Source organism: Xanthomonas sp. LF07-6, from assembly GCF_034105445.1.
Taxonomy (GTDB): domain Bacteria; phylum Pseudomonadota; class Gammaproteobacteria; order Xanthomonadales; family Xanthomonadaceae; genus Xanthomonas_A; species Xanthomonas_A sontii.
This window is the reverse complement of the sequence record NZ_JAXGGI010000010.1, coordinates 108447-134338: the sequence shown is the minus strand read 5'-3', so window position 1 is coordinate 134338 and position 25892 is coordinate 108447. Positions and strand designations below refer to the sequence as shown.

Annotated in this window: 25 protein-coding genes; 2 read left to right on the top strand and 23 right to left on the bottom strand. The window is 62.7% G+C overall.

All coding sequences use genetic code 11. The annotated features are described in order from the left end of the window. Window positions 1–892: 892 nt before the first annotated feature. The 8 genes from SLW56_RS15450 to SLW56_RS15415 all read right to left on the bottom strand — a co-directional run bounded on the left by SLW56_RS15450 (window position 893) and on the right by SLW56_RS15415 (window position 7466). Window positions 893–3271 carry a TonB-dependent receptor gene (locus SLW56_RS15450; protein WP_320695104.1) on the bottom strand — a complete coding sequence of 793 codons (2379 nt, stop codon included), beginning with the start codon at window positions 3269–3271 and terminating at the stop codon, window positions 893–895. A gap of 332 nt (window positions 3272–3603) precedes the next feature. Next, complete coding sequence (locus tag SLW56_RS15445) at window positions 3604–4086, bottom strand: nuclear transport factor 2 family protein (protein ID WP_152239785.1); 483 nt, start codon at window positions 4084–4086, stop codon at window positions 3604–3606. A 293-nt stretch (window positions 4087–4379) separates the two neighbouring features. Then, the gene (locus tag SLW56_RS15440) at window positions 4380–4826 is read right to left on the bottom strand and encodes a hypothetical protein (RefSeq protein ID WP_152239786.1); all 447 of its coding nucleotides are present in this window, start codon (window positions 4824–4826) and stop codon (window positions 4380–4382) included. 97 nt (window positions 4827–4923) lie between these two features. Beyond that, on the bottom strand, window positions 4924–5316 hold the full coding sequence (locus tag SLW56_RS15435; RefSeq protein ID WP_320695103.1) for a hypothetical protein: 393 nt from the start codon (window positions 5314–5316) through the stop codon (window positions 4924–4926). Between the two features lie 267 nt (window positions 5317–5583). Next, on the bottom strand, window positions 5584–5844 hold the full coding sequence (locus SLW56_RS15430) for a hypothetical protein (protein WP_320695102.1): 261 nt from the start codon (window positions 5842–5844) through the stop codon (window positions 5584–5586). Between the two features lie 142 nt (window positions 5845–5986). Then, on the bottom strand, window positions 5987–6445 hold the full coding sequence (locus SLW56_RS15425; protein WP_267098953.1) for a hypothetical protein: 459 nt from the start codon (window positions 6443–6445) through the stop codon (window positions 5987–5989). A gap of 59 nt (window positions 6446–6504) precedes the next feature. Beyond that, window positions 6505–6786, bottom strand: coding sequence for a hypothetical protein (locus SLW56_RS15420; RefSeq protein WP_320695101.1), 282 nt, complete (start codon window positions 6784–6786; stop codon window positions 6505–6507). Window positions 6787–6899: 113 nt separating this feature from the next. Beyond that, window positions 6900–7466, bottom strand: a complete 567-nt coding sequence (locus SLW56_RS15415) for a hypothetical protein (protein ID WP_320695100.1) — start codon at window positions 7464–7466, stop codon at window positions 6900–6902. Between the two features lie 118 nt (window positions 7467–7584). Here SLW56_RS15415 and SLW56_RS15410 point away from each other — a divergent pair, with 118 nt between their 5' ends. Beyond that, window positions 7585–8262, top strand: a complete 678-nt coding sequence (locus SLW56_RS15410; protein WP_320695099.1) for a hypothetical protein — start codon at window positions 7585–7587, stop codon at window positions 8260–8262. Between the two features lie 106 nt (window positions 8263–8368). Here SLW56_RS15410 and SLW56_RS15405 read toward each other — a convergent pair whose 3' ends face one another. The 10 genes from SLW56_RS15405 to SLW56_RS15360 all read right to left on the bottom strand — a co-directional run bounded on the left by SLW56_RS15405 (window position 8369) and on the right by SLW56_RS15360 (window position 15779). Beyond that, window positions 8369–8827: a T6SS immunity protein Tdi1 domain-containing protein gene (locus SLW56_RS15405; protein ID WP_320695098.1), complete on the bottom strand. Its 459-nt coding sequence runs from the start codon at window positions 8825–8827 to the stop codon at window positions 8369–8371. A gap of 70 nt (window positions 8828–8897) precedes the next feature. Beyond that, window positions 8898–9161, bottom strand: a complete 264-nt coding sequence (locus SLW56_RS15400) for a hypothetical protein (RefSeq protein ID WP_152237732.1) — start codon at window positions 9159–9161, stop codon at window positions 8898–8900. A gap of 51 nt (window positions 9162–9212) precedes the next feature. Then, window positions 9213–9626 (bottom strand): ankyrin repeat domain-containing protein, encoded by a 414-nt coding sequence (locus SLW56_RS15395; protein ID WP_320695097.1) that lies wholly within the window; start codon window positions 9624–9626, stop codon window positions 9213–9215. Between the two features lie 235 nt (window positions 9627–9861). Beyond that, window positions 9862–10218: a hypothetical protein gene (locus tag SLW56_RS15390; RefSeq protein ID WP_320695096.1), complete on the bottom strand. Its 357-nt coding sequence runs from the start codon at window positions 10216–10218 to the stop codon at window positions 9862–9864. Window positions 10219–10414: 196 nt separating this feature from the next. Beyond that, window positions 10415–10750 (bottom strand): hypothetical protein, encoded by a 336-nt coding sequence (locus SLW56_RS15385; RefSeq protein ID WP_320695095.1) that lies wholly within the window; start codon window positions 10748–10750, stop codon window positions 10415–10417. 46 nt (window positions 10751–10796) lie between these two features. Next, window positions 10797–11189 carry a DUF4288 domain-containing protein gene (locus tag SLW56_RS15380; RefSeq protein ID WP_320695094.1) on the bottom strand — a complete coding sequence of 131 codons (393 nt, stop codon included), beginning with the start codon at window positions 11187–11189 and terminating at the stop codon, window positions 10797–10799. Between the two features lie 95 nt (window positions 11190–11284). Then, entirely contained in the window at window positions 11285–11737 is a 453-nt protein-coding gene (locus SLW56_RS15375) for a hypothetical protein (RefSeq protein ID WP_320695093.1), read from the bottom strand. Window positions 11738–12375: 638 nt separating this feature from the next. Then, window positions 12376–12645 carry a hypothetical protein gene (locus tag SLW56_RS15370; RefSeq protein ID WP_320695092.1) on the bottom strand — a complete coding sequence of 90 codons (270 nt, stop codon included), beginning with the start codon at window positions 12643–12645 and terminating at the stop codon, window positions 12376–12378. A gap of 1411 nt (window positions 12646–14056) precedes the next feature. Continuing rightward, the gene (locus SLW56_RS15365; protein WP_320695115.1) at window positions 14057–14746 is read right to left on the bottom strand and encodes a DUF1963 domain-containing protein; all 690 of its coding nucleotides are present in this window, start codon (window positions 14744–14746) and stop codon (window positions 14057–14059) included. Between the two features lie 52 nt (window positions 14747–14798). Continuing rightward, entirely contained in the window at window positions 14799–15779 is a 981-nt protein-coding gene (locus tag SLW56_RS15360) for a helix-turn-helix domain-containing protein (protein ID WP_320695091.1), read from the bottom strand. Between the two features lie 95 nt (window positions 15780–15874). Between SLW56_RS15360 and SLW56_RS15355 the strand changes: the two genes are divergently transcribed. After that, window positions 15875–16360 (top strand): tautomerase, encoded by a 486-nt coding sequence (locus SLW56_RS15355; RefSeq protein ID WP_152237727.1) that lies wholly within the window; start codon window positions 15875–15877, stop codon window positions 16358–16360. Between the two features lie 304 nt (window positions 16361–16664). On the opposite strand, the gene SLW56_RS15350 is transcribed toward SLW56_RS15355, so the two are convergent. From SLW56_RS15350 to SLW56_RS15330, 5 genes are all read right to left on the bottom strand, one after another. Continuing rightward, the gene (locus SLW56_RS15350; RefSeq protein WP_320695090.1) at window positions 16665–17747 is read right to left on the bottom strand and encodes a DUF6708 domain-containing protein; all 1083 of its coding nucleotides are present in this window, start codon (window positions 17745–17747) and stop codon (window positions 16665–16667) included. A 448-nt stretch (window positions 17748–18195) separates the two neighbouring features. After that, the gene (locus tag SLW56_RS15345) at window positions 18196–18549 is read right to left on the bottom strand and encodes a hypothetical protein (protein ID WP_320695089.1); all 354 of its coding nucleotides are present in this window, start codon (window positions 18547–18549) and stop codon (window positions 18196–18198) included. A 427-nt stretch (window positions 18550–18976) separates the two neighbouring features. After that, window positions 18977–20443 (bottom strand): hypothetical protein, encoded by a 1467-nt coding sequence (locus SLW56_RS15340; protein ID WP_320695088.1) that lies wholly within the window; start codon window positions 20441–20443, stop codon window positions 18977–18979. Window positions 20444–21317: 874 nt separating this feature from the next. Then, complete coding sequence (locus SLW56_RS15335; RefSeq protein ID WP_320695087.1) at window positions 21318–21452, bottom strand: hypothetical protein; 135 nt, start codon at window positions 21450–21452, stop codon at window positions 21318–21320. Between the two features lie 234 nt (window positions 21453–21686). Beyond that, window positions 21687–25475 carry a LamG-like jellyroll fold domain-containing protein gene (locus tag SLW56_RS15330; RefSeq protein ID WP_320695086.1) on the bottom strand — a complete coding sequence of 1263 codons (3789 nt, stop codon included), beginning with the start codon at window positions 25473–25475 and terminating at the stop codon, window positions 21687–21689. Window positions 25476–25892 lie beyond the last annotated feature (417 nt).

Genomic DNA, 25892 nt, shown 5'->3' with positions numbered 1-25892 from the left:
CCCCGAAAGACTCACGGTTGAAGGCATGGCGGCGGCTGTGCCTGGCTGCCGGACGCGGCAGCGCTGGGCGCGGACTTTAACAGAGCCGGGGCGGGGCTGCCATGAGATTTGGGATGGGTGGCAGGTTTGCTCGTTGGTCTTGGGAGCGTAGGAGCTGCTTCAGCCGCGACGGGTTTTGCCGGGAACGCCCGTCGCGGCTGAAGCCCCTCTTGCGGATGGGCATCGCGCCAACGTATGCGTCACGCGCAGACACGTGTTGTGGGAGGGACTTCAGTCCCGACGCCGTGACTGGCGGCGGCCGCGATGCAGGGGGCCATCGTCCCAGGGGCATCGCGAGGCTGGCGCGTCGCGCGTCGCGGCTGAAGCCACTCGCTACTACGGTTCTTCTCATCCAACAGTAAAGCTTGAAGCAACAGCAAAGGCTTTCGCCTGGCGGCGAGTTACTTTTCTTTGCTCGCGCAAAGAAAAGGTAACCAAAAGAAGCGCTTTACCACAGCCGAAGGCTGGTCAAGCGCGCCCTGCCTACGCGCCCTCCGCGCTGCGCGCTCCGGGTCCGCGGATGCACCGGGGATTCGCGGAAGGGGCATCCTGCCCCTGCCGCGAACGGCGCACGTCCCTGTGCGCCGCCCCTTCGGGGTTTTTCCCCGGTCCATCCGCCGCTTCGGAAGGGAACCCGGCAAGGCAAAAGCAAGAGCCAACGCCAAGCAACAGCACGACAACAGCACGACAACAGCACGACAACAGCACGACAACAGCAACAGCAAGGCTATCGCCATGGCTACAGTTACCGGCTATTTACTGCTGCGAAAACGTAAACGGGCGGGAGGACTGTCGCCCTCCCGCCCGCTGGTGCCGGCAGGTGCTGCCGGCGTGGTGCTACGACGTGCTGCGATCAGTGCCAGTGCAGGTTGAACGAGACGCCGACGATGCGCGGTTCGTTGTACACGGCCGCCATGTAGTTCTCGATCACGCCCTTGAGGTTCTTCTCGTTGGTGATGTTGCGGGCGAACGCGGCCACTTCCCATGCGCCGTAGTCGCCGGTGTAACCCAGCTTGAGGCCGCCCTCGAAGTTGCCGTTGGAGGTGAACTCGGTGGAGTCGTACAGCACGAAGCTGGTGTAGCCCAGCTTGTTCCAGTCGGTGGCGACGAAGAAGGCGCCGCCGTCGTTGACCGGGATGTCGTAGCGGGCGGCCAGGTTGACGTTGTACTTGGGGGCGTTCGGCAGCGGGTTGCCGTCGATCTGGGCGAAGGTATTGTTGCCGATGCGGATGGTCGGGTCCTTCACCGTGCACACCACCACGCCGTTCAGGCCGCACACCTGCGCGTACACCCGCTTGTCCTGGATCTCGCTGTGCAGCAGGCTCAGGCCAGCGGTCAGCGACAGGTTGGGGATCGGGCGCCAGTCCAGATCCGCTTCCATGCCGTAGGCCTTGGCCTTGTCGGCGTTGAACAGCACGCCGTTGCCGTTGGAGTCGTTGCCGTTGAGCTGGATGTCGTCGACCGTGTAGGTGAAGCCGGTGACGTTCAGGCGCAGGCGGTTGTCGAACAGGTTGCTCTTGATGCCGGCTTCCCACGACAGGATGGTTTCCGAGTCGGCGGTGGTGAAGTCGGAGTTGAACACCGCCGAACGGCCCTGGATGGTCGGGCCGCGGAAGCCGCGGGCGACCTTCGCGTACACGTTGACGTTCGGGTTGATCTCATACATCGCGCTCAGGTCCCAGCTCGGCTGGGTGTCGGCCAGGCGCACGTCGCGGCGGCCCTTGTAGGTGACCACGCCGGCCGCGGTGTCGGCGGTCTTGAGCAGCTTGGTCTCCTTGCTGTCGCGGGTCTGGCGCACGCCGGCGGTCAGGGTCAGCGCGTCGGTGACCTTGTAGGTCAGCTGGCCGAAGCCGGCCCAGGAGGTGTTGCTGTTGTGCAAGCGCACCCAGTTGTTGGGATTGCGCGCGGCGGTCTGCAGGAAATAGGCGCGCTGGTAGAAGTCGGTGGTGTCCTTGCCGTCGAAGTAGAACGCGCCGGCCTGCCACTGCAGCGGGGCGTCGCCTTCGCTGGCCAGGCGCAGTTCCTGGGTGTACTGGTCCAGGTCGCGCACCTGGCCCATCGACTGCCCGTAGCCGTTGGGCACGCCGTTGACCGGGAAGTTGGCCGCGGCGCCGCCGTCGGTGTCGCCGCGGCTGTAGCCGGAGGTGGTCTCGTAGGCGCTGATCGAGGTCAGCGAGACGCCACCGAAGTCGTAGATCGCCTTCAGCGAGGCGCCGTGGGTCTTGTACGCCTGCGGGTTGTCGTGGGCCTCGTCGTAGGCCACCTGGTCGCGCGGCACGTCGACCTTGTTCGAGCCCTTGTGCAGGGCGCCGCGCAGGAACAGCGTGGAGGTGCCGTCGTAGTCGCGGGTGTGGAACGAGCCCAGCAACGAGAAGTTTTCGCTCGGCTTCAGCAGCAGCTGCAGGCGCGCGTTGCGGTCGTCGTAGCCGCCCATCGCGTCCTTCTTCGGGGTGACCGTGCCGTCGGCGCTCGGGCCGGTGTAGGTGTTGTCCACCCAGTCGTCGCGGTGCTGGTACAGGGTGGACACGCGGAACGACAGCACGTCGTTGATCGGGCCGCCGATGCCGCCGTCGACCGAGACGGTGTTGTAGCTGCCGTAGCTGGCGGTGACGCGGCCGGTGTAGTCGTCGCTGGGCTTGATGCTGTCGAACTTGACGATGCCGGCGGTGGTGTTGCGGCCGAACAGCGAGCCCTGCGGGCCGCGCAGCACTTCCACCTGGTCCACGTCGTAGACCGGATTGGACTTCAGCACCACGTGCTCCAGCACCACGTCGTCCTGGATGATCGACACCGGCTGCGAGGCGCCGAGGTAGAAATCGATATTGCCCAGGCCGCGGATGTAGAAGCGCGGGAAGATGCGGCCGGTGGTGGTTTCGGCGTAAAAGCTGGGCACGCGGCCGGACAGCGCCAGCAGGGTGTCGTCGCCGCCGGCGGTGAAGTCGCGCATCGCCTCGCCCTGCACCACGCCCACCGACACCGGTACCTCCTGCAGGTTCTGCTCGCGGTGCTCGGCGGTGACGATGATGGTGTCCAGCGAGGTCGCCGCATCGCCAGTGCCGGCGACATTGGCCGGGCGGGTCTCGCTGCCGGCCAGCGACGGCGCGCTGTCCTGCGCGGCGGCGGCGGCGGCGACCGAGGCCAGCACCAGGACGGCGCAGGCCTGCGCCAGACGGGTACGGGCCGGCGCGGCGCGCGCGGTCAGCGGCCGCGGGGAGAGATGGGGATGCAGCATGTCGGATCCTTGTGAGCGCGCAAAATCGAGTCCGTTCGGCTTGCGCAGCAGCCCGCGACGGCATGCGCCATACGGTGGCGCAGCGCGGCACGATATGTCGTCTGTGTTGCACCGCCATTGCAGTGACGGCGCAGGGCGCGCGAGGCGACGGCGCGTGACCGGTCGTCGTCGCGCCAGGTGCGTGCCGTGGACATGCCTGGGTCTGCACACGCTGCCCGATCGCCCGAGCGGGTCTGCACTTCACCGCATGTTGCAGACCGCGAGGCCAAGGTCGAACGCGGTGCGGCGACCGAACTCATCCACCGCGCCTTCCCTCGTCTACGCCGGCGACGTCATTGCGTGCAGCGCTGCGCGGCAAAGTCGGCCAGGCGTCGGGTGAGCGTACCTTCCTGCCACACGATGTCGAGGATCACCCAGCGATCGTCCTGGCGACCGAGCACCAACGTATCCGTCCACTGCTGGTCATCGATGGCCAGACGGGCGCGCACCTGCGCGGTGTCGCCGGTGACTTGCGCGGTCGTCGAGACCAGCGCCGTCGGTTGGTCCGGCCACAGGAAGAAGGGGCTCTGGTCGAGCATGTGCGGCTTGACGTCTGCAGGCACAAGTTTGGCGCAGGCTGCCTCGTAGGCGCGCTGCGCCTCCAGCGCCGCGAACAGTTCCCGCCCCAGCAGATGCCGCACCTGCGCAACGTCGCCATCGGCATGCTTGGGCGCGATCGCCCAGGCATAGAACGTCTGGACCGTGCGCGCCGGCGACTCGCCCGCGATGGCGGCGAACGCGCTCAGCCACAGACTTATCGCACACAGAACGCGCATTCCCCTCATGGATCGTTGCCACCTCGGGCCGCCAGATGCGGCATGTCGATCCTCGACCAGTGGCTGCGCGGCGTCAATGCGAGCGCTGCCTCGTGCGCCAGCGGCCGGCGTGGCCTCAGCAACCAGATGCCTAGGTAACAGGAGACATCCGATTTCACCGGAACTCCAACCACGTAGAGCGGCTTCAGCCGCGACAGGCTTTCCCGGGAATGCCCGTTGCGGCTGAAACCGCTCCTACAAGGCCACGACGCATGCCGCTAAATCGCAGCGAAAGCGCGTCACCAGGGCATCCTTCAGTCGCTGTCCACCCCGAGTACGCTCAAGCGCAGCGGCGGTGCATCCGGCCCGATCGGCGCATACTCCAGTCTTCCGGTCACCCGCACCACCTGGCCGCTTCCTTCCTCGCGCAGATGCGCCGCCTGGTCCGCGGTGACCGCCAGCCGCAGCTGGCGCACCTGCTCGTGCCGCGGCTGGCGCCCATCCGCCGACGCCGCCACGCACAGCGGCTGCGGCAGGATCAGTACCTCTTCCTGGGTCGCTGCCGCACCGGCAGCGGCGTCCTGATGCGCATGCGTGTGCGGGACAGTAGGCGGGGCGGCGTCGGTGGGCGACGGCGCCAGAATACCGGACAGGGTGACCTGAGTCGGGCCATACGGCAGGCAATGCCTGGGCGCCGCCATCAGCTCGGGCGAGGTGCCGATCAGCAGCAACGGGAACAGCGACAGGGTACGGATCGGCATGGTGGCACGCGGATGGAGAGGGACCGCCGAGCATACCCAAGCGCGATGGCGCGTGTGCTGCAGTCCGCGCCATCGCGTCGCGCAGCCCTACCGGCGGTCAGGATTCGCGTTCCACCACCACGTCGGTGAACCGCGGTTCGGCCGCGATCAGCGCATGCAGCCGCGCAAAGCACGGATCGTCGTCGCGCATCGCATGGCGGCCGAGCAGCCGCTCCCAGAACGAGCGCTGCTTCTCGATCTGCAGCATCCAGGTGTGGTTGCCATCGACCTCTTCCTCGGCGTAGGCGCCGACCAGGTAGGTGCGCCCCTGGCATTCCGCTTCGGAGGCCCAGCCCCAGTCCTCCGGGTCCGGCTCGGACAGGACCATGGCCTCGCCCACACGCACGCGCAGCCAGTCCAGCAGCGAGCTGCCACGGATCGGATTGATGGGATTCTCCGGCTCGGCGCTCACCTCGAGCAGGCGGGAGCGGAAATGGATGACAGGATGCATGCGGCAGCTTGACTCTCGAACGATCGGGGGGCGGACGCGCGCATCGGCGCGGCTGCGTCATGGCGAGCAGGCGCGGATGGGCGGTCCAGGAAGGTAACGCATGCACGGCCGCCCAGGTGGACAACGGTGCGGCACGTCATGCAACCCGGTGGCGGCCGGCATCGCCGTCTGCGGCACATGGGCATCTCTCGCAGCGCCCTGCCACCGGGGACCGACACCGTGGTGCAGCGACCGGCCGGACCCATTGCAGCACGGGCGCATGACAACTCATCGCATCTGTCGTAGACAGGCACGCGCGCCCAGATACGCCCAGATGCCGATTGCGACGGCAAGCCAGACGCTGGCGACCTTGCTGCAGGCCGAGGCGAAGGCCAGGTACGGAAACGAGTCGCCGGGAGGACCACCTTGCAACGACGCTGTGCCCCCGCGTTGCCAGAACGTCAGCCACGCCTTGACACCGCACCACAGCGGCAGCACCCAACCGGCGGACAGCAGCGCGATCGCGAGGGCGAGCAGGCGCTGCTTCATCGCACACCGCCAAGCGCCGACATCGCCACGCGGCAAGCAGCTTGGTCGTGCGACGGATCCGCAAGCCGGTTGAGCCGCCACAGGGCGATCGACCGTCGCGGCAGCCCTCCCGCCGTCATGGCGACGCAGCGGCGGCACAGCCTCACGGTGTTTGCTCCGGCTCCGGCTCCGGCTCCAGATCCGGCTCGAACGGACGATCGGGCAGGCGCTGCCCGCACCACGGACAGAACTGCACACAGATCGCATCATTGAGGTACCAAGTCGGATCCTCGCCACGGAACAACTCGAAGCCGATCCGCACGATCCTGTCCGGCTTGGTCACCGCCGCGAACATGCTGCTGCAGCAGTAGCGTGCGATTCGCTCGCGCCACGCCACCCGCTCCGGGAACTGCGCGTCCATCCAGGCGGCGCTCCAGGCCTGGCATGCCGAGCACTGCGCCAGATGCGACAGCGCCGCGAGGGTTGGTGGGTCCGGGAAGTGCTCCTCTTCCACCTCGATCATGCACTCCAACGCCATCACCAGTTCGGGGCGCTCGTCGATCTGATCGCGCAAGGTCGACAGCGTGTAACGCGTGGTGAAGCAGGTGGCCGAGTGAGGCATGAGTAGGTGCAATCCGTTGCAGTCGACAGCAAGCGTAGCGCTGTGTGGCCGCTTCGGGGTTAAGTCCCCGCTGCCTGCCACAGCGCATAGCCCAACAGCCCAAAGCCCACCAGGGCAAACCCGCCCCAGAAGGCCGCCGCGTCGGCCGAGACCACGCGTGGGGCCAGGTACGCGCTGCGCTTGCCGGATTTGCTGCGCCGCTTGCTGCTCCACGGTTCGACACTGTAGTAGCCGAACGAGAACGTCGGCACCACGAGCATGCCGACGACATGGCACAGACCGTAGAGGACGATCTCGACCAGCGGGCGCAGGACGACCTCGGTCAACAGGCTCGCGGGCATGGTGTCACCTGATCCAGACAGAAGTGATGTGCGGCGTTGGCCTCGCCCCTGCGCCGAGGCTGCATGCGATGCTCGCCGAGCGGGCACTGGCCGTCAACGGCCGGCGCCCTCGATCACCGGCTGTCGCTCAGCAGCCGCTGCACCAGCTCGAATCCGAGCACCGACATCGACGGATAGCGCGCGTACTCGTCCACCGACAGCATCTGCACGAAGGTATCGCCTTCGTGCAGGGCGCCGGCGATGTGGAAGGTCAGCAACTCCCTGGTGTCGTTGGGCAACGGCGCGTGGCCGATGATCTGCCATTCGCCGCTCCTGAGTTTCTGGATGCCGGTGAACAGCAATCGGATGTCCTTGTCGCCATCGCGCACCGGCAGCGGCCGGGTCGGCGACGCGCCAAGCGTCGGTTCCGATGCCTGCTGTTCCAGCACACAGAAGCCGACCACCTTGCGATAGTCGCCCTGCGGCGCCCGCAGCACTTGGCAGAGCGCGTACGTTCCCGCATCCGACGGGATCGCGAAGACATCGCCCGCCCGGTACTTCACTGCCATTCCACCACCCTCTGAAATCTGGACCGCGGCAAGGGTATCCCTGCGGCGTACCTGATGGCAGCCACCATACAGACCAAGGTGTTCTTCGGCGTCGCTGCGGCTGGCCGGCGCGCATGGGTTACGGGAGGTCACGCCACGCACCACAGCGACGGTGTCCGGCGGGCAGCATGATGTCCTCACCTACTGATTCGCTCGCCACCGGTTCACCCGGCATGCACCACACTATTGCCCCACCTCTGGAGCGACTGTGATGCACAAGACCTGGCTGCTCGCCTTGTTGGCGGTTCCCGCACTGGCCTACGCGGCGCCGGACGAGGACACGGCGATGTGCCGCAACGGCGGCTTCCCCATGAGTACGGCCGTGTTCTCGCTCGCCAAGGTCGCAGTGCCGCGCCTGTACCTGCTCAACGACGACGACGGTTGCCCGGCCAAGGGCGAAGCCGCGTGCCGGCAGCGCGCCTATGTGGTCAAGGACGACACCGTGATCCTGGCGCAGCGCCAAGGCGGCTTCGTCTGCGCGTTCTACCCCAACAAGGTCGGCGGCAGCGCCGGTTGGGTGGCGGCGTCGAGCGTGCAGCCGCTGCCGGCGACGGCAGCCCCGAAGCCGCAGGCCTGGGTCGGCCAGTGGCACGACGGCGACAACGAATTGCAGCTGATCGCCAACGGCGACGGCACCATCACTGCAAACGGCGATGCCTACTGGCCCAGCGCCAACCCGACCCCAGATCAAGCGCCTGGTGGGCCGCACCTTGGCGCCGTGACTGCGCGCGGCTTTCCGGATGGCAATCGGCTGGAACTCACCCAGGACGACTGCAAGGTCCGCCTGCAGCTGGTCGGCGACCTGCTGGTGGCCTCGGACAACCTGGAGTGCGGCGGCGCCAACGTCAGCTTCAATGGCGTGTACCGGCGCAAGACGGCGAAGCACTGAGGCGCGGCCTCTGCGGTGCTGGCGTTGCGTTTGATCCAGGCGGCGATCCAATGCCGCCTGGGTTCTCGCTAGAAGATCGCCTCCCGCGGCTTCATTCCAGTTTGCGTCACAACCCCACGCTTTGCGCGACCAGGTCCGCAAAGACCCATACATCGCCCTTGTCGTACGTCTCGGGCGCTTCCGTTCCACCCAGTGTCGGATACGGTTGCGGGATATAGATCTGCCCAGGCTTCAAGGGGCCAAGACGCGCCGCGATCGCCCGCACGTGGTCGCCGCGCAACACGTACGCCTCGAAGCCCGGATCGCGCAGGATGGCCGCCTCGAACGCCGCGGTGGAGGCATGTGCGCCATACGACTTGCCGGCAGCCTTGAATGGATGCAGCACCGCGTAATCCTGTCTGGCCGGATCATGCAGAAAGAAGTGACCGAGACTCGAATAGCCGACCACCACGGTATACGCCGGAAACGCATCCGCCCACGGGCCGAGCACCTCGTGCGATTCCGGCGTGATCAGGTGATACAGCGGGACGTTCGTCGCTTCAGCGCGCTCTGCACTCTGACTCATTGGAGACCTTGCTGCGATGGCGCGCCAGGACACCAAGCCACGCGCATCCGCCTGCTGTCAGCGTGTTCACCTAGGCCTTGGCAGTGGTTCCGTAGCACTTGGCCGATCCATCCAGGAAGAACTGCACGTCGCGCGCCTGGCACCAGGCCTCCAACTCGGCCTTGAACACCGGCCACAGGTCGCGCGCCCATGCAGGTGCACTCTGCGCCCAGGCATGCTCGGTGGGCACGTAAACCGTGGGCACACCCATCGGGAAATCCAGCACGAACTCGCCGCCCGGGCCAGTGCAGACGAGTTCTTCCTTCCAGCGGGGTTGGAATTGGAATGTGGTCATGCGTCCGTTAGCGGCAGATTGATGCGATCTCGCACGAACAAGGCACTGCGCCTATCTTCCGCCATGCTCAAGCAGCAGTTGCAGGATGGCCGGAGAAGCCATGCCGCGTGCAATTCCCGTTGGGGTCACCGACTCTCCTTCCGGAAGATTAGGATCTGCCCCATATTTCAGTAGCAAGCGAACGAGGTCGGCGTTGCCATTCCTCACTGCCAGTGCGAGTGGGGAGCTGAACTCGCCTGGAAGGCGAACGCACTCCGTGATCTGCGCATAGCCACGGCCGTTTGGGTCTGCGCCTCCTTCAAGCAAAATTTCTACCCCTGTCCAATCCTCGAACGCCACGGCCCTATTGAGGAAGTGATACTCGTACGCGGCCTTGCAGCGATCTTTGGCGAAGAGGTCTTTGGCAACGACGGCGGGTGGCAACACGCTGAGCGCCAACACGGCGAGTAGAGAGACCCTTTTCATGTTGCAAGTTGCCTCTTTTGAGTCGGTCCGTGCGAATTGTCGTTGGTTTGAATGAATTCCAGTCTATAGGACGGAACCACATGACTCCAATCAATACTCTTCACTACGGCTTCTCCAAACAACCGCCCAGTGCATACAGGCCGCCAACAGGTTCCTGGTTCAGTAGAGGCCCCAGTCCCAGCCTTCAGCTCAGCGGCACAGCGCTGGTTGACGACCAGGGGGGGGTGCGGATAGCTCACCACGCCCCGCAACTTAATTTGCCCTTGTACGTCTTGCCACGCACCGTCAAGGTCATGTCCGGCCTTACTCCCCTTAGCCTGAAGCTCGGTGGAAGCGAGTGATCGCCTGGATTGGCGTAGGTCAGGTCGATCCTGCTAGCGCTCTGATCCAACGCAACGACTTTGTAGGAACCTTGCGGAAGACTGCGTGGCCCATTCTTTTCTTGAATGAGGATCCCACCAATCTTGTCGTAGCCGAGAAATTCCAGATCCGGCACTGGCGTGCCGGGTGGCGCATAGAACGCACACATCGTGCTACTGGCCACGGCCGAGGAAGTGGACAGGAACAGGGCAGTGGCGAGGATGAATCGCATACGGAGGTCCTGAAGGCTCGTGGTCGACAAGCAAGAAGCGCCTGGGTATGGGACGGATATGGCATGTTCTTGAGCCAAGCGTGACCACATGATGCCCGCCTTGCGCACCATCGAGATCACACTTATCACAAGGCCAATCCAATACGTCATGGGATCAGCCGCGATCATCGCCATGTGACCGTGGATTGTCGGATCGCTAGTCGACCGAAGGAATGATATGACCGGATGCCACCTTGGCAACCGCGCGATCAAGCGCGACGCGCACATGAAACGCCAGGCACCGTGCCTCTTTGCAGAATGCGATGATGCGCTCAAATAGCGGGGAGAGCGTTCCCTCACCACTACGCCGGTAAGCGTTGTAGACGTGATGCTGGATCTCATTCAGCCACTTCAGCGCCTCCAGCTTGCTCGATTGGTCGAGCTGAGCGTCGCTCCAGATGGTGCGTCCCGCAATGGTGAGCTCGTACCACAAATGGAGACAAAAGTCCTGTTGCTCTCTTTCGGAATAGAACCTGATCTTGCTGCGGTCCATGGCAATTCACCTTCGCTGATGGCCCGGTGGCAGTTCGAGGTCGCCGTCATGCATTCAGTTGATCCTTCAAAGCATCCAGCGACATCACCCGCTGTCTCAGCGCATCGAGCCGCATGGACGCGTGTTCCTCGTACATGATTTCCGACCCATCTTCGAGCGACTCGTAGATCGGCAGGAGTTGCGTGACACCTTCGAAGACCCACTGGACAGGCACCCCGTCGGGACAGCTCTTGTAGGGCTCGGTTGTCGTCTCGGCCACGGCAACAACCTTCCTGTAGGCCTCGTCAAAATCGGGCGCGCTGACGATGATCGTGTTCTCCCATACGAGGAATTCCTCTAGCGGATCGTCGTTACCGAGAACATCGAGTTCGACGAAGCGAACTACGTAGCTACCGACATACCAGCCGACGGGAGAAAGGCCTTTTGGGCGGGTGGTCATGAGCGGATATCCATGCTTGAGTGCGCCGCCTTGTTAGCCAGCATTGGCCCAGTGTCGGGGCGTACTCCAGCTACAAGGACCATGTCCATGTCTGCTCAAGCGCCGAGCACATCGGATGAGACTTGCTTGAAGAAGTCGCTGAAGACCTCTCCGTTCATCAGCGTTTCCCGCTTCTCGACGTAACTGAAGACAGGAACAGAAATCTTGGCAGGGTTCGCGTCCAGCCGACCCATCGAGAAGAAAGTCCCGTAGCTGTCGCGGACCATGCACCAACGCAGGGTAGTGCGTTGCTGCAACAACTTGCCAAAGGCGAAACCAAGCCCCTCGACCAACATCGTGTGTTCGGGGCGGTCGCTCGCTTCATCCAGCAACCAGGACGTGCGAACCGCATCGAGATACTCCGCGTCCAAGAGGTGGCCTTGCGAAAGATCCACGTGTGGCGTGTAGCGCAGGTTGAGCATCCGCAGCGAGGGCGCACACTCTGCCTCGAGTGCAACGACTTCGTGATCGGACAGGAAATGGTCTATTTCGAAGGTGTACTTACTCATGGGTTTCCAACCGGTGTCCGATCACCTGGGCAAAGCGTGCCGCGATCCTTGCCGAGTGGAGGACCACAGCCAATCCGTCCTTGACTCGCCGCCGCCATCCTGAAAGTCGCTTCCGGATCGGCAACGATGCCAGCCTGGCCAGGAGCCGTGCGATACACATGCGCCGGTCGGCAGGAGAACTGAGGTCGGAGAACTGGGGTCAGAGTGCATCTTCAAGACAAGTGCACTCTGACTCTTTTTCCTAGACCGGTGATCAGAGTTCTAAAGTATCACCGGAGTCGTTGTGCCAGCAGACGAAAGTTGGTGGCTTTCCCGTGTCCCGGAAGGAGGCGAAGGCTCGCTCAATCGTTGCGAGCGGCAGCGCCCATGAAGCTGGATATAAATCGACTTGGCCATTGGAGAGCCTGTATTCGATCATTTCGTCAAGCGGTCCGGAATAGGAAGGGTTGCGAGAACTGAAACCTGGATCTTCAGACGAAGGCAAGAACATAAGCCAGCCGATGTCGCCGTTGATGAGAGCGCAAAGAGACGACCCATTTGGAGCCGATTCCCAGACCTCCCGACAGTTAGCGCAACTCAACATATAAGGACTAACACCTGATTTAAACCGAACCGCGAGGCAGCTTCCGTTTGAATAACTAGTTAAGCCGCAGTGCACGAACTTTTCGGCTCAAAAGTATGCCGGCAACAAGCATTGCGCTCCCCAAAAGGATAAAAATGTATGACAGATATTCCGGCCAGGGTAGCTCGGCAGGGACCGCCCGAAGGTATTGATGGGAGGTCTCTCCATCACTTGGCAACATCAAGGAGATCGGAAGCTGATGCAGTACTAATGGCGTGCCGAATAGCCCGGTCAGCGAGAACAGCACGCCGAGCACTGTTACTAGGTTTGCGAAAATCTTCTTCATGTGACCTAACGCTTAAATTATCTCAATCAGCGAAGCCGGTTCGGCCTGAATGGAACTGTCAGCTGCCGTTTCCGGCACTGACGTAGTTGTAACAGCCGACTGCAACAAGCGCGACCGTCAGCGCAATGAGACCGACACCCTCGATATCTAAGTTCGACCGAAGAGGCTTGCGACGCCAAGACGGGACGAGCAGGCACGGCGACACTACCAGCAACCCGGCACCGAGGCTAGCCAAGCCGAGCCCCAGGTTGAACTGCCATGATTCCCAAAGCTGGCTAAGCATCTGATGTGGCGCCTAGCACCTGAACTAGGCGGACACACGCAGCGGCTTCGGCGTCGGCTTGAGTGGACTGTTAGGCGCCACTGTTAGGCTCCGGCGACGATGATGCATCAAGGTATTCCTGCGGCGCAGACTCAAGCTGAGGATTGGCAAGCCAGTGAGCTTCTCCGTGGATGCGAAGCATGGCCCAATGCCATGCCTCGTCATGAGAGATGAGCCCGTGTAGATCATTTGGCTCCTCGTATGGATAGCGTGCAACTGCCGCGTTGTCAGCGTCCGCCGGTGATTATGGCCCGTAAGAGCGAAGAACCCGCGCGAACAAGTGGCGTTCGTGCTTCAGGCACTCCACGTATTCTTTCTCTGTCCAAGTTTGGGTTGCCATAAAATTCGCATGTTAAAACTGGGGATCAGGGTGAACTATAAAGGTATAGCACACAAGAAAATGTGCACTCTGACCCCTAATTTCCGTAGTGATATCACGAGGCCGCCCTGATGGAGATGCCAGACTTTTGCGAGCCATCTCCTTGCACGGAGCTTGGGCATCCCGCTGCAACGGCATATGCAATCACGAAGCAGGGTGTATACCAGGCACCAAATACCGCTTGGAATGGATTGCCTCCCTGTGAAAAAGCGATCCCGACGGCGGCGACGGATGTGAGGAGCGCCACAACGAGAGTCGGGTACTTCAGACGCAGCCTGTCTCTCATGAAAGCGAACGTTGTGGCGTACGCAATGAGGTGGACGGGAAGCACTGTCATGACAAAGACGCCCATCCACGTCGCAAGCCCTGTAGAGAGGCTGACGCCGGGCGCCAAGGCTGCGTTTGCGATAAGGCCGCCCCAAACAGAGAGAGGAGCCGCGACCAACCCCATCCAATGAGGAGCTGTTCCTAGCTTCGAATACCGTTTTTCTTCCATGCCCCTAGCCTGACGGACCGCGAGGATGCGGGATGGCGTGATCCTCGCCGAGGTATTGATCCGCAGTCAATGGCTGGGCGGCTCTTGCTCGGGTTCGCACCATAACTATCAGGCGTGCAAGGAGAACCGGATATCAGAGTGGACTTTCTAGGAAAACTGCACTCTGACCCCTATTTCCTTCATCTGGTCGCGTAGCCTTCTCCGCGTGGCACCGCTAATAGCACTGCCACGCAAGCGCCCACTCGTCTTCTTTTCCTGGTGCTGTTCCGCGGCCGAAGTAGCCAACGCCGCCGTCGCCCCACATCCAGCGCCCCTTGTCCGTGGAGTCGATCTGGAAGACGAACTCCGGCGACGCGGGATGGCGCTTGAAAGGTGCCCAGAAGATCTCGGCCTGGATCAGCGTCGGCCATCCTCCCAGCTTGAAGCCATCCAGGTTCCGGAAGAGATCGTGGTAGTGCGCTTCGATGTCTGCTGGCAGATCCATCGGCGCATCCTCCCAGCACGGGTAGTCGTCATGAAAGACATGCGGCCGCATCGGAAATGCGCTGATCGGCGAATCGGTGTGCCGTGGCGTCAGCGGGACCAGTCCATCGAGCCGCTTGTAGGCTCGCAGACACCACCCTTCCCCGTTGGGCGTATCGACCGGGAGCGTATCGGGACCGATGAACACCGTAATCAGTGCGATATCCGCGAGGCGGGCCGGCCGCAGCGGCAGTTCGCTGACGTTGATCTGACAGAGCGCATGCATCGGCCGTCCCGCCGTCTCCGGCCATGTCTCGCCCGGCGCGCAGACGTTCACGCGGCCGAACCAACTCGCCAGGGGATCGTCGGGCGGCCGGAATCCACCGATCTCCAGGATGACACCCGGGCGGGCGAGTTGGGTTTTGAGATCGTCGAGCTTCATCGTCACGTGTGCCTCTTCTGCATCCAATCCAGGTCGGAACATGTCGCGATGGTCATAGCCAAGTGGCGCCAGCGCGGAAGGCGCTTGGATTGGCGCCGGCCGCTCGACGCATCAAGCGCCGCAGTGCAGTCGCATCGAGGTACCCCACCTCTTGCGCCACCTGGTCCACGGGCATCCGGCTGTTCTCGATCAGCAGCCGTGCCCGGTTCAGGCGAACGGCCTGAATCAACGACAGCGGGCTCTGGCCGGTTGCGGAGCGCACATGCCGCGCCAGCGTGCGTTGCGACATGGAAAACGCATCCGCCAACCCGCTGACGCTGGGCGGATGGGGCAGCGCCATTTCGATGAACTCGGTCAGGCGTCCGATCAGTTCGTTTCCGCCCGACAGCATGGATGGCACCATGAATCGCGATTGTGCTTGTCGGGCATCGACCAGGAGCACCTTGCCCACTGCGTCTGCCAAGGCGGCCGAAAAGCGCACCCGGATCAGGTGCAGCATGAGGTCCATCTGTCCGAACGCCGCACCCGCGGTCACCACTGGGCCGTCGCGGATCACCATGTGATCGGCGTCCACCTTGCAATCGGGCTGGAGTCTGCGCAGCTCGGATGCCAGCCACCACGATGTCGTGGCGCGGCGCCCTCGTAGTAGGCCTGCGGCCTGCAGAAGAAAGACAGCAGAACACGAAGCGGCCACCGTGCCGCCAACGGCAACATGCCGCGCCAAGCGCACAGCAGCCTTTTGGGCAGACGGACTGCACAAGCGGGATGCCACATCGCAAGGGCCGTCCACGCCGAGCCCCGGCACGATCCAGGTGGACGTGTCGGCAGGCGCACGCGCAGGCAGTCGCACGGTGCCAATGTTCATCCCGCCTGAGAGCGCCACCGTCCCGCCATCGGGTGACACGACGCGCCACCTCGGAGGTGGCAGCTTGCAGCGCGGCGCCAATGCCGCTGCAGCCTCGAGCATGTTCTGCGTGAGTGCAACGCTGGCCGCATAAGCGCCGGGCATGACGAGAATGGTGAAGTCCTGCATGGCTGATTTCGCTGGAAAGATGTCTAAATGGACGCTCGTAGTTTAGCGACCGTCAGGGTGCAATGGCGGTGTCCAAACAGTTGCAAGGAACCACCATGCCCAACATCCTCGTCCGCATTCCCAAAGACTCCTACCCCGGCGAAGCACGCGCAGCGCTCGTGCGCAGCATCACCGATGCGGCCGCACTGGCCGAGCAGATTCCAGCAGAACCGCGCAAGCGCATGCTGTGCTGGGTGCTTATCGAGGAAATCGAGGCTGGGGCGTGGACCTGTGGCGGTGCCGACGTCACGGCGCAGATGCTGCCCTGCGTAGCCCTGGTCTATCTGCCCGCCGGCGTTCTGGACGACGCAGCACGAGCACTGTACGTACAGACGCTGCACCAGGCGTTTCATCGATCGCTGCCGGCACACGACAGCCGCCGGCTTGCCACCTCGGTGATCCTGCATGAGGTCGCCGATGGCACCTGGGGCGTCAATGGGGCGATCTGGAAGCTGCCGCAGTTCGCGGAAGCGGCAGGGTTTGCTCATTTGCAAGAGCTGAGGAAAACCGCGAATCAGCCCGTTGACGAAACGCAACTCTGACCCGATGGCGATTTGTGTCGATCTGCAAGTTACTCCGGATTGAGTGACTTCTCATCCACGGTGGCGGAACTACATGGCTTTAATCGACAGTCAGCACAACGGGTTCTTCCGTAGTCGCCGAATGCTCGCAGGCCGCCAACAGGTGCTTGGCGCAGTACAGGCACCTGCCCCCGACCTTCGCACCACTTGAGTGCGATGTGGCCCGCGTCGATCTCGTCCTCGTGCCGCATCTCCTCTAGGTGGTCGTCGTGACCGATATCGGCGACTCCGAACCGCTTCGCTGGTTTTTTTAAGCCTGACTTATTCACGCTGAGCGTGTCGCGCCCGAGGCTGACGCGCTCGCAGGCAGCCGCGAGGCAACCCCTGCTGCGCAGTCCGGCACAACATGGCGCCAAGCGTCCAGCGCGCTGCCATGCAAGGGGGCGCCGCCCACGCTGGCCAGCACTTCAGGCGGCCATACGGGCTTGCTCTTGATGTGGAAACTGGCCCAGCGGATCAGGCCGTAGAGCAGGGTCAGCGGAAAGAGCGGGATGGCGATGACCTGCCAGAGGATGGCGCCCAGATCGGGATGCCTCCAATGCTCCGCACTGCCCGGGCCGATGAAGGGCTGGCCGAGGAAGATGCAGCGCGCCAAGCGCATCTCGAACAAGGCCTCATTGGGCCCGTCGCCTTCGACGAACAGCGGCCCTTCGTGCTCCATGAAGCGGCGGATGTGCTCCCAGGTATCGAGCAGGGGCTGCACCGCGATGGCGCTGCTGGTCAGGCCCAGGCCGAACTGGCCGACCACGCGGGTATCGCCGGGCGCAGCCAGCACGATCATCTGCAGAGCGGCGTTGTCCTGCGCCACGGTGCCGGTGAAAGTCTTGAAGCGGACGACCTGGGCGCGCACGCAGGCCCAGTCGTAGCTGAGGATCTCGTGCTGGCCGCCCCCGCCCCAGAACGGCCACCAGCCGAAGAGACGCGTGTTGTCCTTGAAGACATGGACCTTGCCGGCGTTGCGGTCGAACAGGGTGGGTGCGTAGCGGTAGCCGATGAGGTCGAAGCGGAGCATGAACGTAGTAGCCAACAGCATGATTCCACCGAACACAGCCGAGAACGCATCGAAACTTGTGAAGAGCGTTGGAATCAGTAAAGCGAGCAAAGGGCTCATGATGGCGATTGCTCCGAAAGCAAGATAGCCGACGAGCACAGTCATCATGCTTCCGTACGCTAGCCCATGCGGAAACGCTTCGATGACCGCGCCGCCGCTGTTGGGCGATTGGCTGGCAGGTACGCTGTGTGGCGGCAGGAGCACCGCCCCCGCGCCGATGCCCCTGAACACCTCGTTGTCGTGCAGCTTGAAGAATTCGTCGCAGGCCGCCTGGCCGAGCCAGTCGAGATCGGCCATGCCCAGTGGCCGGCCAGATGCCGATGGCTTGGGTCCGGAGACAGGGTGCTTGTCGTTCTTGGTTCGGGCCATGGCCAGGGTTTATTCACGATGAGCGTGTCGAGCCCGCGGCTGACGCACTCGAAGGCAGCGGCGCCGCGGTCTATGCTACGCGGTCCGGCACCATATGACGCCAAACAGAACTGGGGTCAGAGCTAACTTTAAATTGCCATGCATACAATAAAATCGCACTCTGACCCCTGTTTAGCACTAAGCCGGGCCGATTGAATGAATAGTTGAACGGTGGTGCCAGGAGGTGATGAAGCATCGACTGCGCTTCCCCAGCACTGCCGCATGGGCGCGAGCATGCCATAGATCTCTGTCTTGGATCTTGCTGGCGTCGCTGGTCTCTGGGTGTCACAAAGATCGGTCGTCAAGGCCCAAGCCTCCGGGCTTGGTGTGCGCACTGCTACACGCCGCCGCCCAGAAACGGCAGCACGATGAAACAGGTAATCAGGAGACTACCGACGACGACGGTCGACAAGTAAGGCGCCGAGCGAGTTGAGCGATCCGTGGCCACGGAGTACCACGCTGCCGGAACAGAGATCAGAAGCGCCAGGAACGAGCCAACCCCAAGCACGGCGAACGCAACAGGCACCACAGGGACATCGCGCAGGAGGAGGGACGCCACCGTTGAAATGACCAGACTTGCTTCAAGAACCAGCAGAGCAAGTATGGAAATCTTCGCCGGCTGCATAGACATGTTCTCGGGGCCTGGCACCTGAATTGAACCGCACCGCGCGGCGGCTTCGGGTTGCATCATGGTTAGGCGTTGGTGCCAAGGAGGTCGTGAAGCATGGACCGCACTCTCCAGTACTGCCACCAAGAGCCGAGCATGCCACAGTTCGCGATCATGAGGACTTGCCCAAGGTGGTCGCTGCACCGCGCGTGCATCATTAGACTGATGCCTGAAGTAAGCCAACCCGCGATACGCATTCGTCTCGCATGGATTGTTGTACCCAGCATGTTTACTACAGAAATGGGGTCAGAGCTTAATTTAAATAGCCTTGCATACAAGAAAATGCACTCTGACCCCTGTTTTCTCAAAAAATGGGGCCAGAGAGTACTTCATAGAGAGAACTTTCTAGAGTGCCCGTCAGGGAAACTGTACTCTGACCCCACTTACCACTGACCCCACTTACCAACTTTTTCTCTCACAAGAAAAGTGCACTCCGCCCCCTTTCTCGCTGTCAATCCGTGGTCCAGCCTAGCTGACGGACATAGCTTTGAAGCTTAACTAAGATGTACTGAGCCACCTCGGACCGCCGACTGGATGCAAGGAAGTCGCCCTTGCGCCAAGTAAATTCAACGCATTGAACATGGTCATCAAAGAAGAAGGCATTGTCAGGAATGAGGCCGCAGAATGGAAGTGCTTTTTCGGACGTGGCGCGTACAAATGGGACGCCGTTGTCTTTCAGTAGGGCCTCAATTGCGGCCCGCATAATCCAGTTTAGATTCTTATCTTTGCCAAGATTGAATCCCTGCTCTGCCAACAACTGAAAGGCCGCTGCGGCCTCGTCTCCCGGAGTTCCTCGAGCCTCAAATCTCATGAGTTCAGCCCCGCATAACAGCTTTCCCAGATCGGACCGATTTAGGTCTCTCACTCCGCGCGCGGGGCCGTATCTGCGATACCCAATCGTATCGAACAGAGGCATTTCGTCGGCGAAGTTCCTTATGGCAGACGCCGCGGATGTGGGTGTCACACAGACCGCGTGCGCATCCAACTGGACTATTGCTCGCGTGAGAAGGCCCCTGCGGCCAGACCACCATTTCCCAATTTGACTTTGGGATGTCACGGAGACTAATGCGTGAGAGTCAAGCATCCCATAGCGAGCGGCGGAAGTGATGTGACTCAGAACTCCGGGGTCGGCACTTTCGCTGCAAAACGCAATTACGATCGATACCGGTAACTCCATATCTGCTCTGAGCCTTTCAAGCTGCCTGTTGAAATCGTGCGACAAGCGTCTGAGAAATGCACCGAGCGTTGGAAACTCTTGCGGGTTGTAGTCCGCAGGATCAACACCGAGTTGCTCAAGATTACCGATATGGTTAGACAAGCTCAGCGTGTGCTTAGCGATATCTTGCCAGGAGTCTGGGTTTGGCCCCCTGCACTCGATAGGTAGTGGGACAGAAGTTTCGCCGGCGATTTCGGTATATCGCTTAGAAAGCACTTTGGCAATTTCATCGCTCGTCTCGGGCCAGAAGACCATCGCCGGTATGCCGGCGGCATTGGTTCTCAGAAATCTTTTAAGTGTAGCCAGCTCACTATCGGTAGGAGGAGCGTTTTCCCTATGATCAATGTTAATGGGTACAATGCGTCGCTCGTTTGCAGGAAGAGATTCGACATGATCCTTTACCGCTTTGACTAGGCTCTCAAAATCGAGCGAGCTTTCGTACTGCAACGAAGGCGCAAAGAGGCTTGGTAGCCACTGGCCCGAGTTCATAACAAAGGTGGTTTTGCCAACACCAGTACGCCCGGCGACAGGAACTAGAACCCCTTCGTTTCTACTAAAGACTTCATTGGCAAGCGAGCGTAAGCTGTCTATGTTTTCTGTCGCGGGCGAAGTGAGAATATTCGCAACATCTGCACCAAGATGCTCCACAAGGCGTTCGTATCTGTCTGGAAGAACTAATTGTTTCAGAATATGAGCCGACATTGAATTCCCCTTACTGATGGCTAACGCCTGAATTAAGTTGGTCCGCTAAGCGGATTTGGCTTGAATGAGTTGTTAGACCTGCTCCTGCAGATACCATCGATTTCTATAAACTAGCGACGCGGCACACGCCCCACCAGCGCCTGCGCAGGTAAGGACATCCGCCTATATCAGATTTCGATGTGAGTCCTTGATCACGTAGAAAACGTGGAATCTAGAACTAGGGTCAGAACGAACTTTCAAGGGCGTAACGGACGACAAGTGCACTCTGCCCCCTGTTTTCGCTGACTTATAAGTGAACCTGCCACGTTGCTCGCTGACCCCGTTACTCACTCTGCCACACCAGCGCGTGTACAGGCTCTACTAGGCGCCATGCATCTTCGAACCTTTAGGTTAGGCACTGCTTTATTGTACCATTTTCACAAATTTTGATCCAACTGTGCACTGCGCTCCGGCCGCGATGCTGGCGACATAAATTAAAATAATCTACTATTTTTTATAAGCGAAAGCGAACGGCTCGGCTTGCTACTTTTTTAAAATCTCTACTATTTTGCGAAATTCAATCTCGCAGCCAGGGTGTTTCCCCCTTATTATTTGATACGCCATGAAGTCAGATGTTGTCTCAACTATTCTCGCGGTAGACGTTTTGTTCTTCGGGCGCCCTTTTTCGTCCAGCTTATAATATGAGTATGAGACATTGTATTTTGCCATCCAAGCTCTCCCTAACAACAAAAATTTGTGACACCGAAGTCTCTACCGAGGTCTAAGCACCATCGTTACGACAATGCAATTTAGAAAGGTGCAAAACTCAATTGAGTCTTCGCTGCAACTGCGCTTGAGGAGGTGCCGACGAGCAGAATGGCTGTAACTAATCGTTTCATAAAATATCTCCCGGTCGGTAATGGTTCATGCCCAACACGTGCGTCGATGCGCGTACACCGGTATCCGCGGATGCGGCGGCCGAGCCATGCGCGCCGACTATCGCCGCGACGATCGAAGCCTTGGTGAACATCGATTCCCCCTGAGAAAAAGTTGAGTTCCGGCTTCGCTGAGACTTACTGAGGTATACACTACAAGCACGCGCGGCCGTCGGTAAGGTGCGCTGGGAGTCTCTTCTCCTAGATAGACGAGCCCGTTGTAGCACGACGCAATTCGGGGTGTGGAGACAAATGTAGATTCTGTCCCGGAGTCGCGCGACGGCACCTCGCGTTGTCGGAGGAGGCGCCGCCGACTTATGACTGCTAGATCAGGGTAGCTGCAGCACGTTATTGCGCTGCGTCACCTCGTCCACTTCATCGTCGGTAACGATCCTTATCCGCGCACCTTTGCCGTCACCACCAACCGGCGCTGCCAACCGCACCGTCGCCGTCCTCGGCTCCAAATCCCGCGGCGCCTCCAACGCAGGAAACCCCGCCCGCGCCAATTCCCTGCCACGTGCATCTTCCAACACCACAAACCCCGCCGGCGCATCCACATGCCCCAGGCTATGCACGGTGACTTCGATAGCGTCCGCGGTCACCCGCACATCCCCACGCCCGATCCCCAGATCCGGCCGTAGCTCGACCGGCACCGCGGCCGGTGCGACCAGCTCGAACTCCATCACCACCGTCTGCCCTGCCGGGAATTCCACATCCACCGCCCCGCTCTTCTCGAACGCGAATTCCCGCGTAGCGGCCTTGCCATCGATCTTCCCATCGCCATCGCGATCCACGCCCGCACGCATGCGCCACTGCCCGGCCGCGACATTCCACCCGGTCATCTGCGCCCGCTGCGTCTTGCCGCTGGTGTTGTAGCCGATGACGGTGAAGCGATCCTGCCGCGGCTTGGGCAGCAGCAGCGCCACCTGCACGGCGCCTTCGGGATCGGCGAAGCGCCAGCTGACGGTGTGGCCGGGGTAGGTCTGGTTGCGCTTGAGGGCGACGCCGCCGAGGCGGGCGCGCTGCAGGTTCACGGTGGGCGATTCGACGCGGTCGCTCCACCAGTGGCCTTCGGTGTTCATGTAGAACGTCTGCAGTTTGTCGCGGGTCTCGGCGCGGTACAGGGTTTCCAGCCAGCGCGGGTCGCCGCTCTGTTCCCAGGCGACGTGGTGGGCGAAATCCGGGGCGTCGTCGGGGTCGGCGTCGGCCGCTGCCTTGGCCAGGCTGGCGCCCCAGCTGTCGCGCTTGCCGAGCACGTCGAGGAAGTTCTCGTTGAGCAGGGACAGGCCGCCGGGGCCGGCCTTGGCGACGCGGTAGTCGATGGGCTGGAGGTAGCGTGCATCGCCGGTCCAGCGGTAGGCGGCCCAGAAGGTGTGCAGGGTGTCGGGGCCGCCGCTGCCGTCGAACAGGCTGCCGCCGCGGGTCTTGCCGGTGGCCCAGTTGATCTCGTTGGGCAGCGCCCATTGGCCCTTGGCGTCGGTGTAGGCGTGGGCGAGGTAGCCGTCGGCCAGGCCGGTGACGATGCGGCGGCTGTTGGGGTCGGCGTTGTAGCCGCCCAGCAGCAGCGCCGGGTGCAGGATCGGGAACGAGTAGGGTTTTTGCCACTGCCAGTTCGGTTCGCGGTAGACCTTGCGCCCGCCGAACCAGTTGCTGGCGAACAGCAGGTGGCCCTGCGGGTTGACCTGGATGATGTTGTCGAACGCCTTCACCGTGCGCATCAGCCGCTCCACCGTCAGCGGGTCGCCCCAGTTGAGGTAGAGCATCTCGCTGTTGATGTTGATGCCGTCCTCGTAGGAATGCAGTTCGTCGGTCTCGATGGTGGAGAGGCCGTCGGTGAACATGCCGTTGCGGTAGTTGGCGTCGGACAGGGCGGTGAGCGAGGCGTTGAGCTTGTCGGGATCCACGCCCATCAGGGCGACGCCGGGCCATTGCTGGGTGAGGTCGGAATCGTCGGAGATGCCGCCGCCGAAATCGCCGTAGTCGACCTGGCGTTCGTCGATCCACCAGTTGATGTAGCGGCGCGTGGCCTTGAGGTCTTCCAGCTGCCAGAACGCCCAGCCGGGCACGCCCTTGGGCGGCTGCGGCAACTGCACCGGCAGCGGGCCCTGGTTGCCGTAGCTGATGTCGGCCCAGTACTGGCGGCCCAGCGCGTTGTCCGGATCCACCCGCAGCAGGTCGTGGATGTCCGCATCCAGGCGCGCGTACAGACGCTGGCGCTTGGAGGTGGTGTGTTCCTCGACCAGGAAGCCCCAGTTGTCCTTGACCTGGTTGAAGCGGTCGGCGATGTGCTCGACCTTGGCCTGCTCGCGCGGCTTGAACAGCAGGCGGATCTGCGCGCCGTCCAGCGCGCGCGCGTCGAAGCCGGGCGCGGCCGAGGCGATGCTGAGCATCAGGCTGTCGTCGGTCAGGATGCGGTCGCGCAGGTCCAGCCACAGCGTGCGCGCCTGTCCGGGTGCGACCGACACCGACACGTCGAGCATGTCGCGGCCCGGCCAGATCGGATCCTTGACGCGGAGGTTGAGCGGGATCAGGCCGTTGTGCGTGGCCGGCAGCTGCAGCGCCGGCAGGTCGATGGCGATGCCGTCCAGGCCATCGTGCATGTTCTCCCAGCCGTAGGACCAACTGCGCATCAGCGGCTGCGCGGCCGGTGCGTCGCCGAGGTTGGAGGGAATGAGCACGTGGACGATGGGCAGCGGCGGCACCGCGGTCTTTTCGTCGGCACGCTTGCGCGACGGCGCCTTGGTCGGCAGGGCGACCACGGTGCTGCGCTCGTCCGGCGGGTAGCGCCCGGCGATGTAGGCGCGCAGCGCGGCGAGGTTGGCGTAGTCCGGGGCGATGTCGCTGCGCACGGTGTAGCGCAGCGTGGCGCTGGGGTTGGCCGGCTCGGCACCGGCGCCGACGTCGTAGGCCCAGATCTCCTGGATCGGGGTTTCCTGGGCGACGTTGGTGAAACGCAGGTGGCCGCCGCGGCGGCGTTCGAACTGATCGACGCTGCGCACGGTGCCCTGGGCGCGCGAGAACAGCGGCGCAGGCGTGGCGCCAGCGGCGGCATAGGTGGCCTGGCCGTAGGCGGCGCCGCGCAGTTCGATGCGGTTGAACGGTTCGTCGGGCAGGGCCAGGTCCAGCGCCTTGCCGCCTTCGACGTAGACGTTCCAGTCGGGCAACTGGAAGTAGTCGTTGCGGCCGGGCAGGCGCGAGCGGTTATAGACGCCGGGCCAGGTGGTCTCGGCGATGCCGTCGGTCGCCTTCCACATCCACTCCTTGAGATCCTTGGCGTCGGCGAACTCGACCTTGCGGATGCGCGTGGACGGGGCATCCAGCGCCGGCGGTGCGCGGCCGTGGTCCCAGCCGAAGCGGTGCAGCCAGGCGTTGCGCGCGGCACTGTCGGGCACGGTCTCGGCGCTGCGCGGTTCCTGCTGCCGGGCCAGCGCGGCGACGCCCGCGGCGTCGAGCATGCGGTCGTAGACGCGGATTTCGTCGAAGTCGCTGCCGCGCAGGAAGTTATAGCGGCTCTGCACCTGGTGCGGCGCCAGCACGCGTGCGGCCAGCCCGAGCTGGTCGAGCGCGGCGTCGAAGTCGAGCGAGCCGCCATCGGCGCAGGCCTGCGTGCAATCCACGCGCGCGGCTTCCTTGCCGTCCACGTACAGGCGCACGCCGCGGGTTTCGTCCCAGGCGAAGGCCAGGTGGGTCCAGGCGCTGGGTGCGGGGAACTTGTCCAGCTTGAAGGAGACGCGGGTGCGGGCCAGGTTGGCGTCGGTCACGAAGGCATCGAAGCCGTGGCCGTTCCAGTCGATGCGCAGCCAGGCCATGTCCCAGCTGGTGTGGTCGGCGTAGCCGACGCGGAAGATCACGAACGGCGCTTCGCCCACCGGGTAGCGCGAGCGCCAGAAGAACGACAGCGTGCCGCGCTGGGTGTAGAGGTTGCCGGGGGCGTTCCAGGACAGCACGCCGTCGTCGGCCCATTCGATGGCCTGGCCGGAGACGCCGGTCGGCACCAGGGCGATCTTGTCGCGGAAGTTGGGTTGGGGGTCGCCATGGGCGACGTCGGCGTCCAGGCCTTTGTCGGCGGAGACGCGGAACAGCAGTTCGGGAGTGGCGGCTGCGGCGATCGCTGGCAACGCGAGGGCACAGAGCAGGGCGAGGCGGTGTGAGATGCGACCTGGGCTCTGCGATTTGGAGGCGTCTGCAGTAGAGCCTTGCTTTGCCGAAGTGGGTAGGAACCGCGCGTCGCGGCTGAAGCCGCTTCCACATGTGCGTTGCTGCACTGTGGGAGCGGCTTCAGCCGCGACGCGCGATGCCGGCACATCCTGTGGCAATCGCGGAGAGCCGATGGACGCAAGCAGGTGCACCGCCTTCGCCTTCAGGCGACGCCACACCCCAGGACCGATCGCCGACACACCACCGCCGGCGCCCATCGCGCTGCCGCACATTGCCTGTTTCATCTCGCTCCTTTGCGATCGGCGCGCACCCTGGCGGCGCGCGTCGATCTCCCTCCCCGACCCGCGAGTATGCGGGCAGCGGGGCGTTGCCGATGC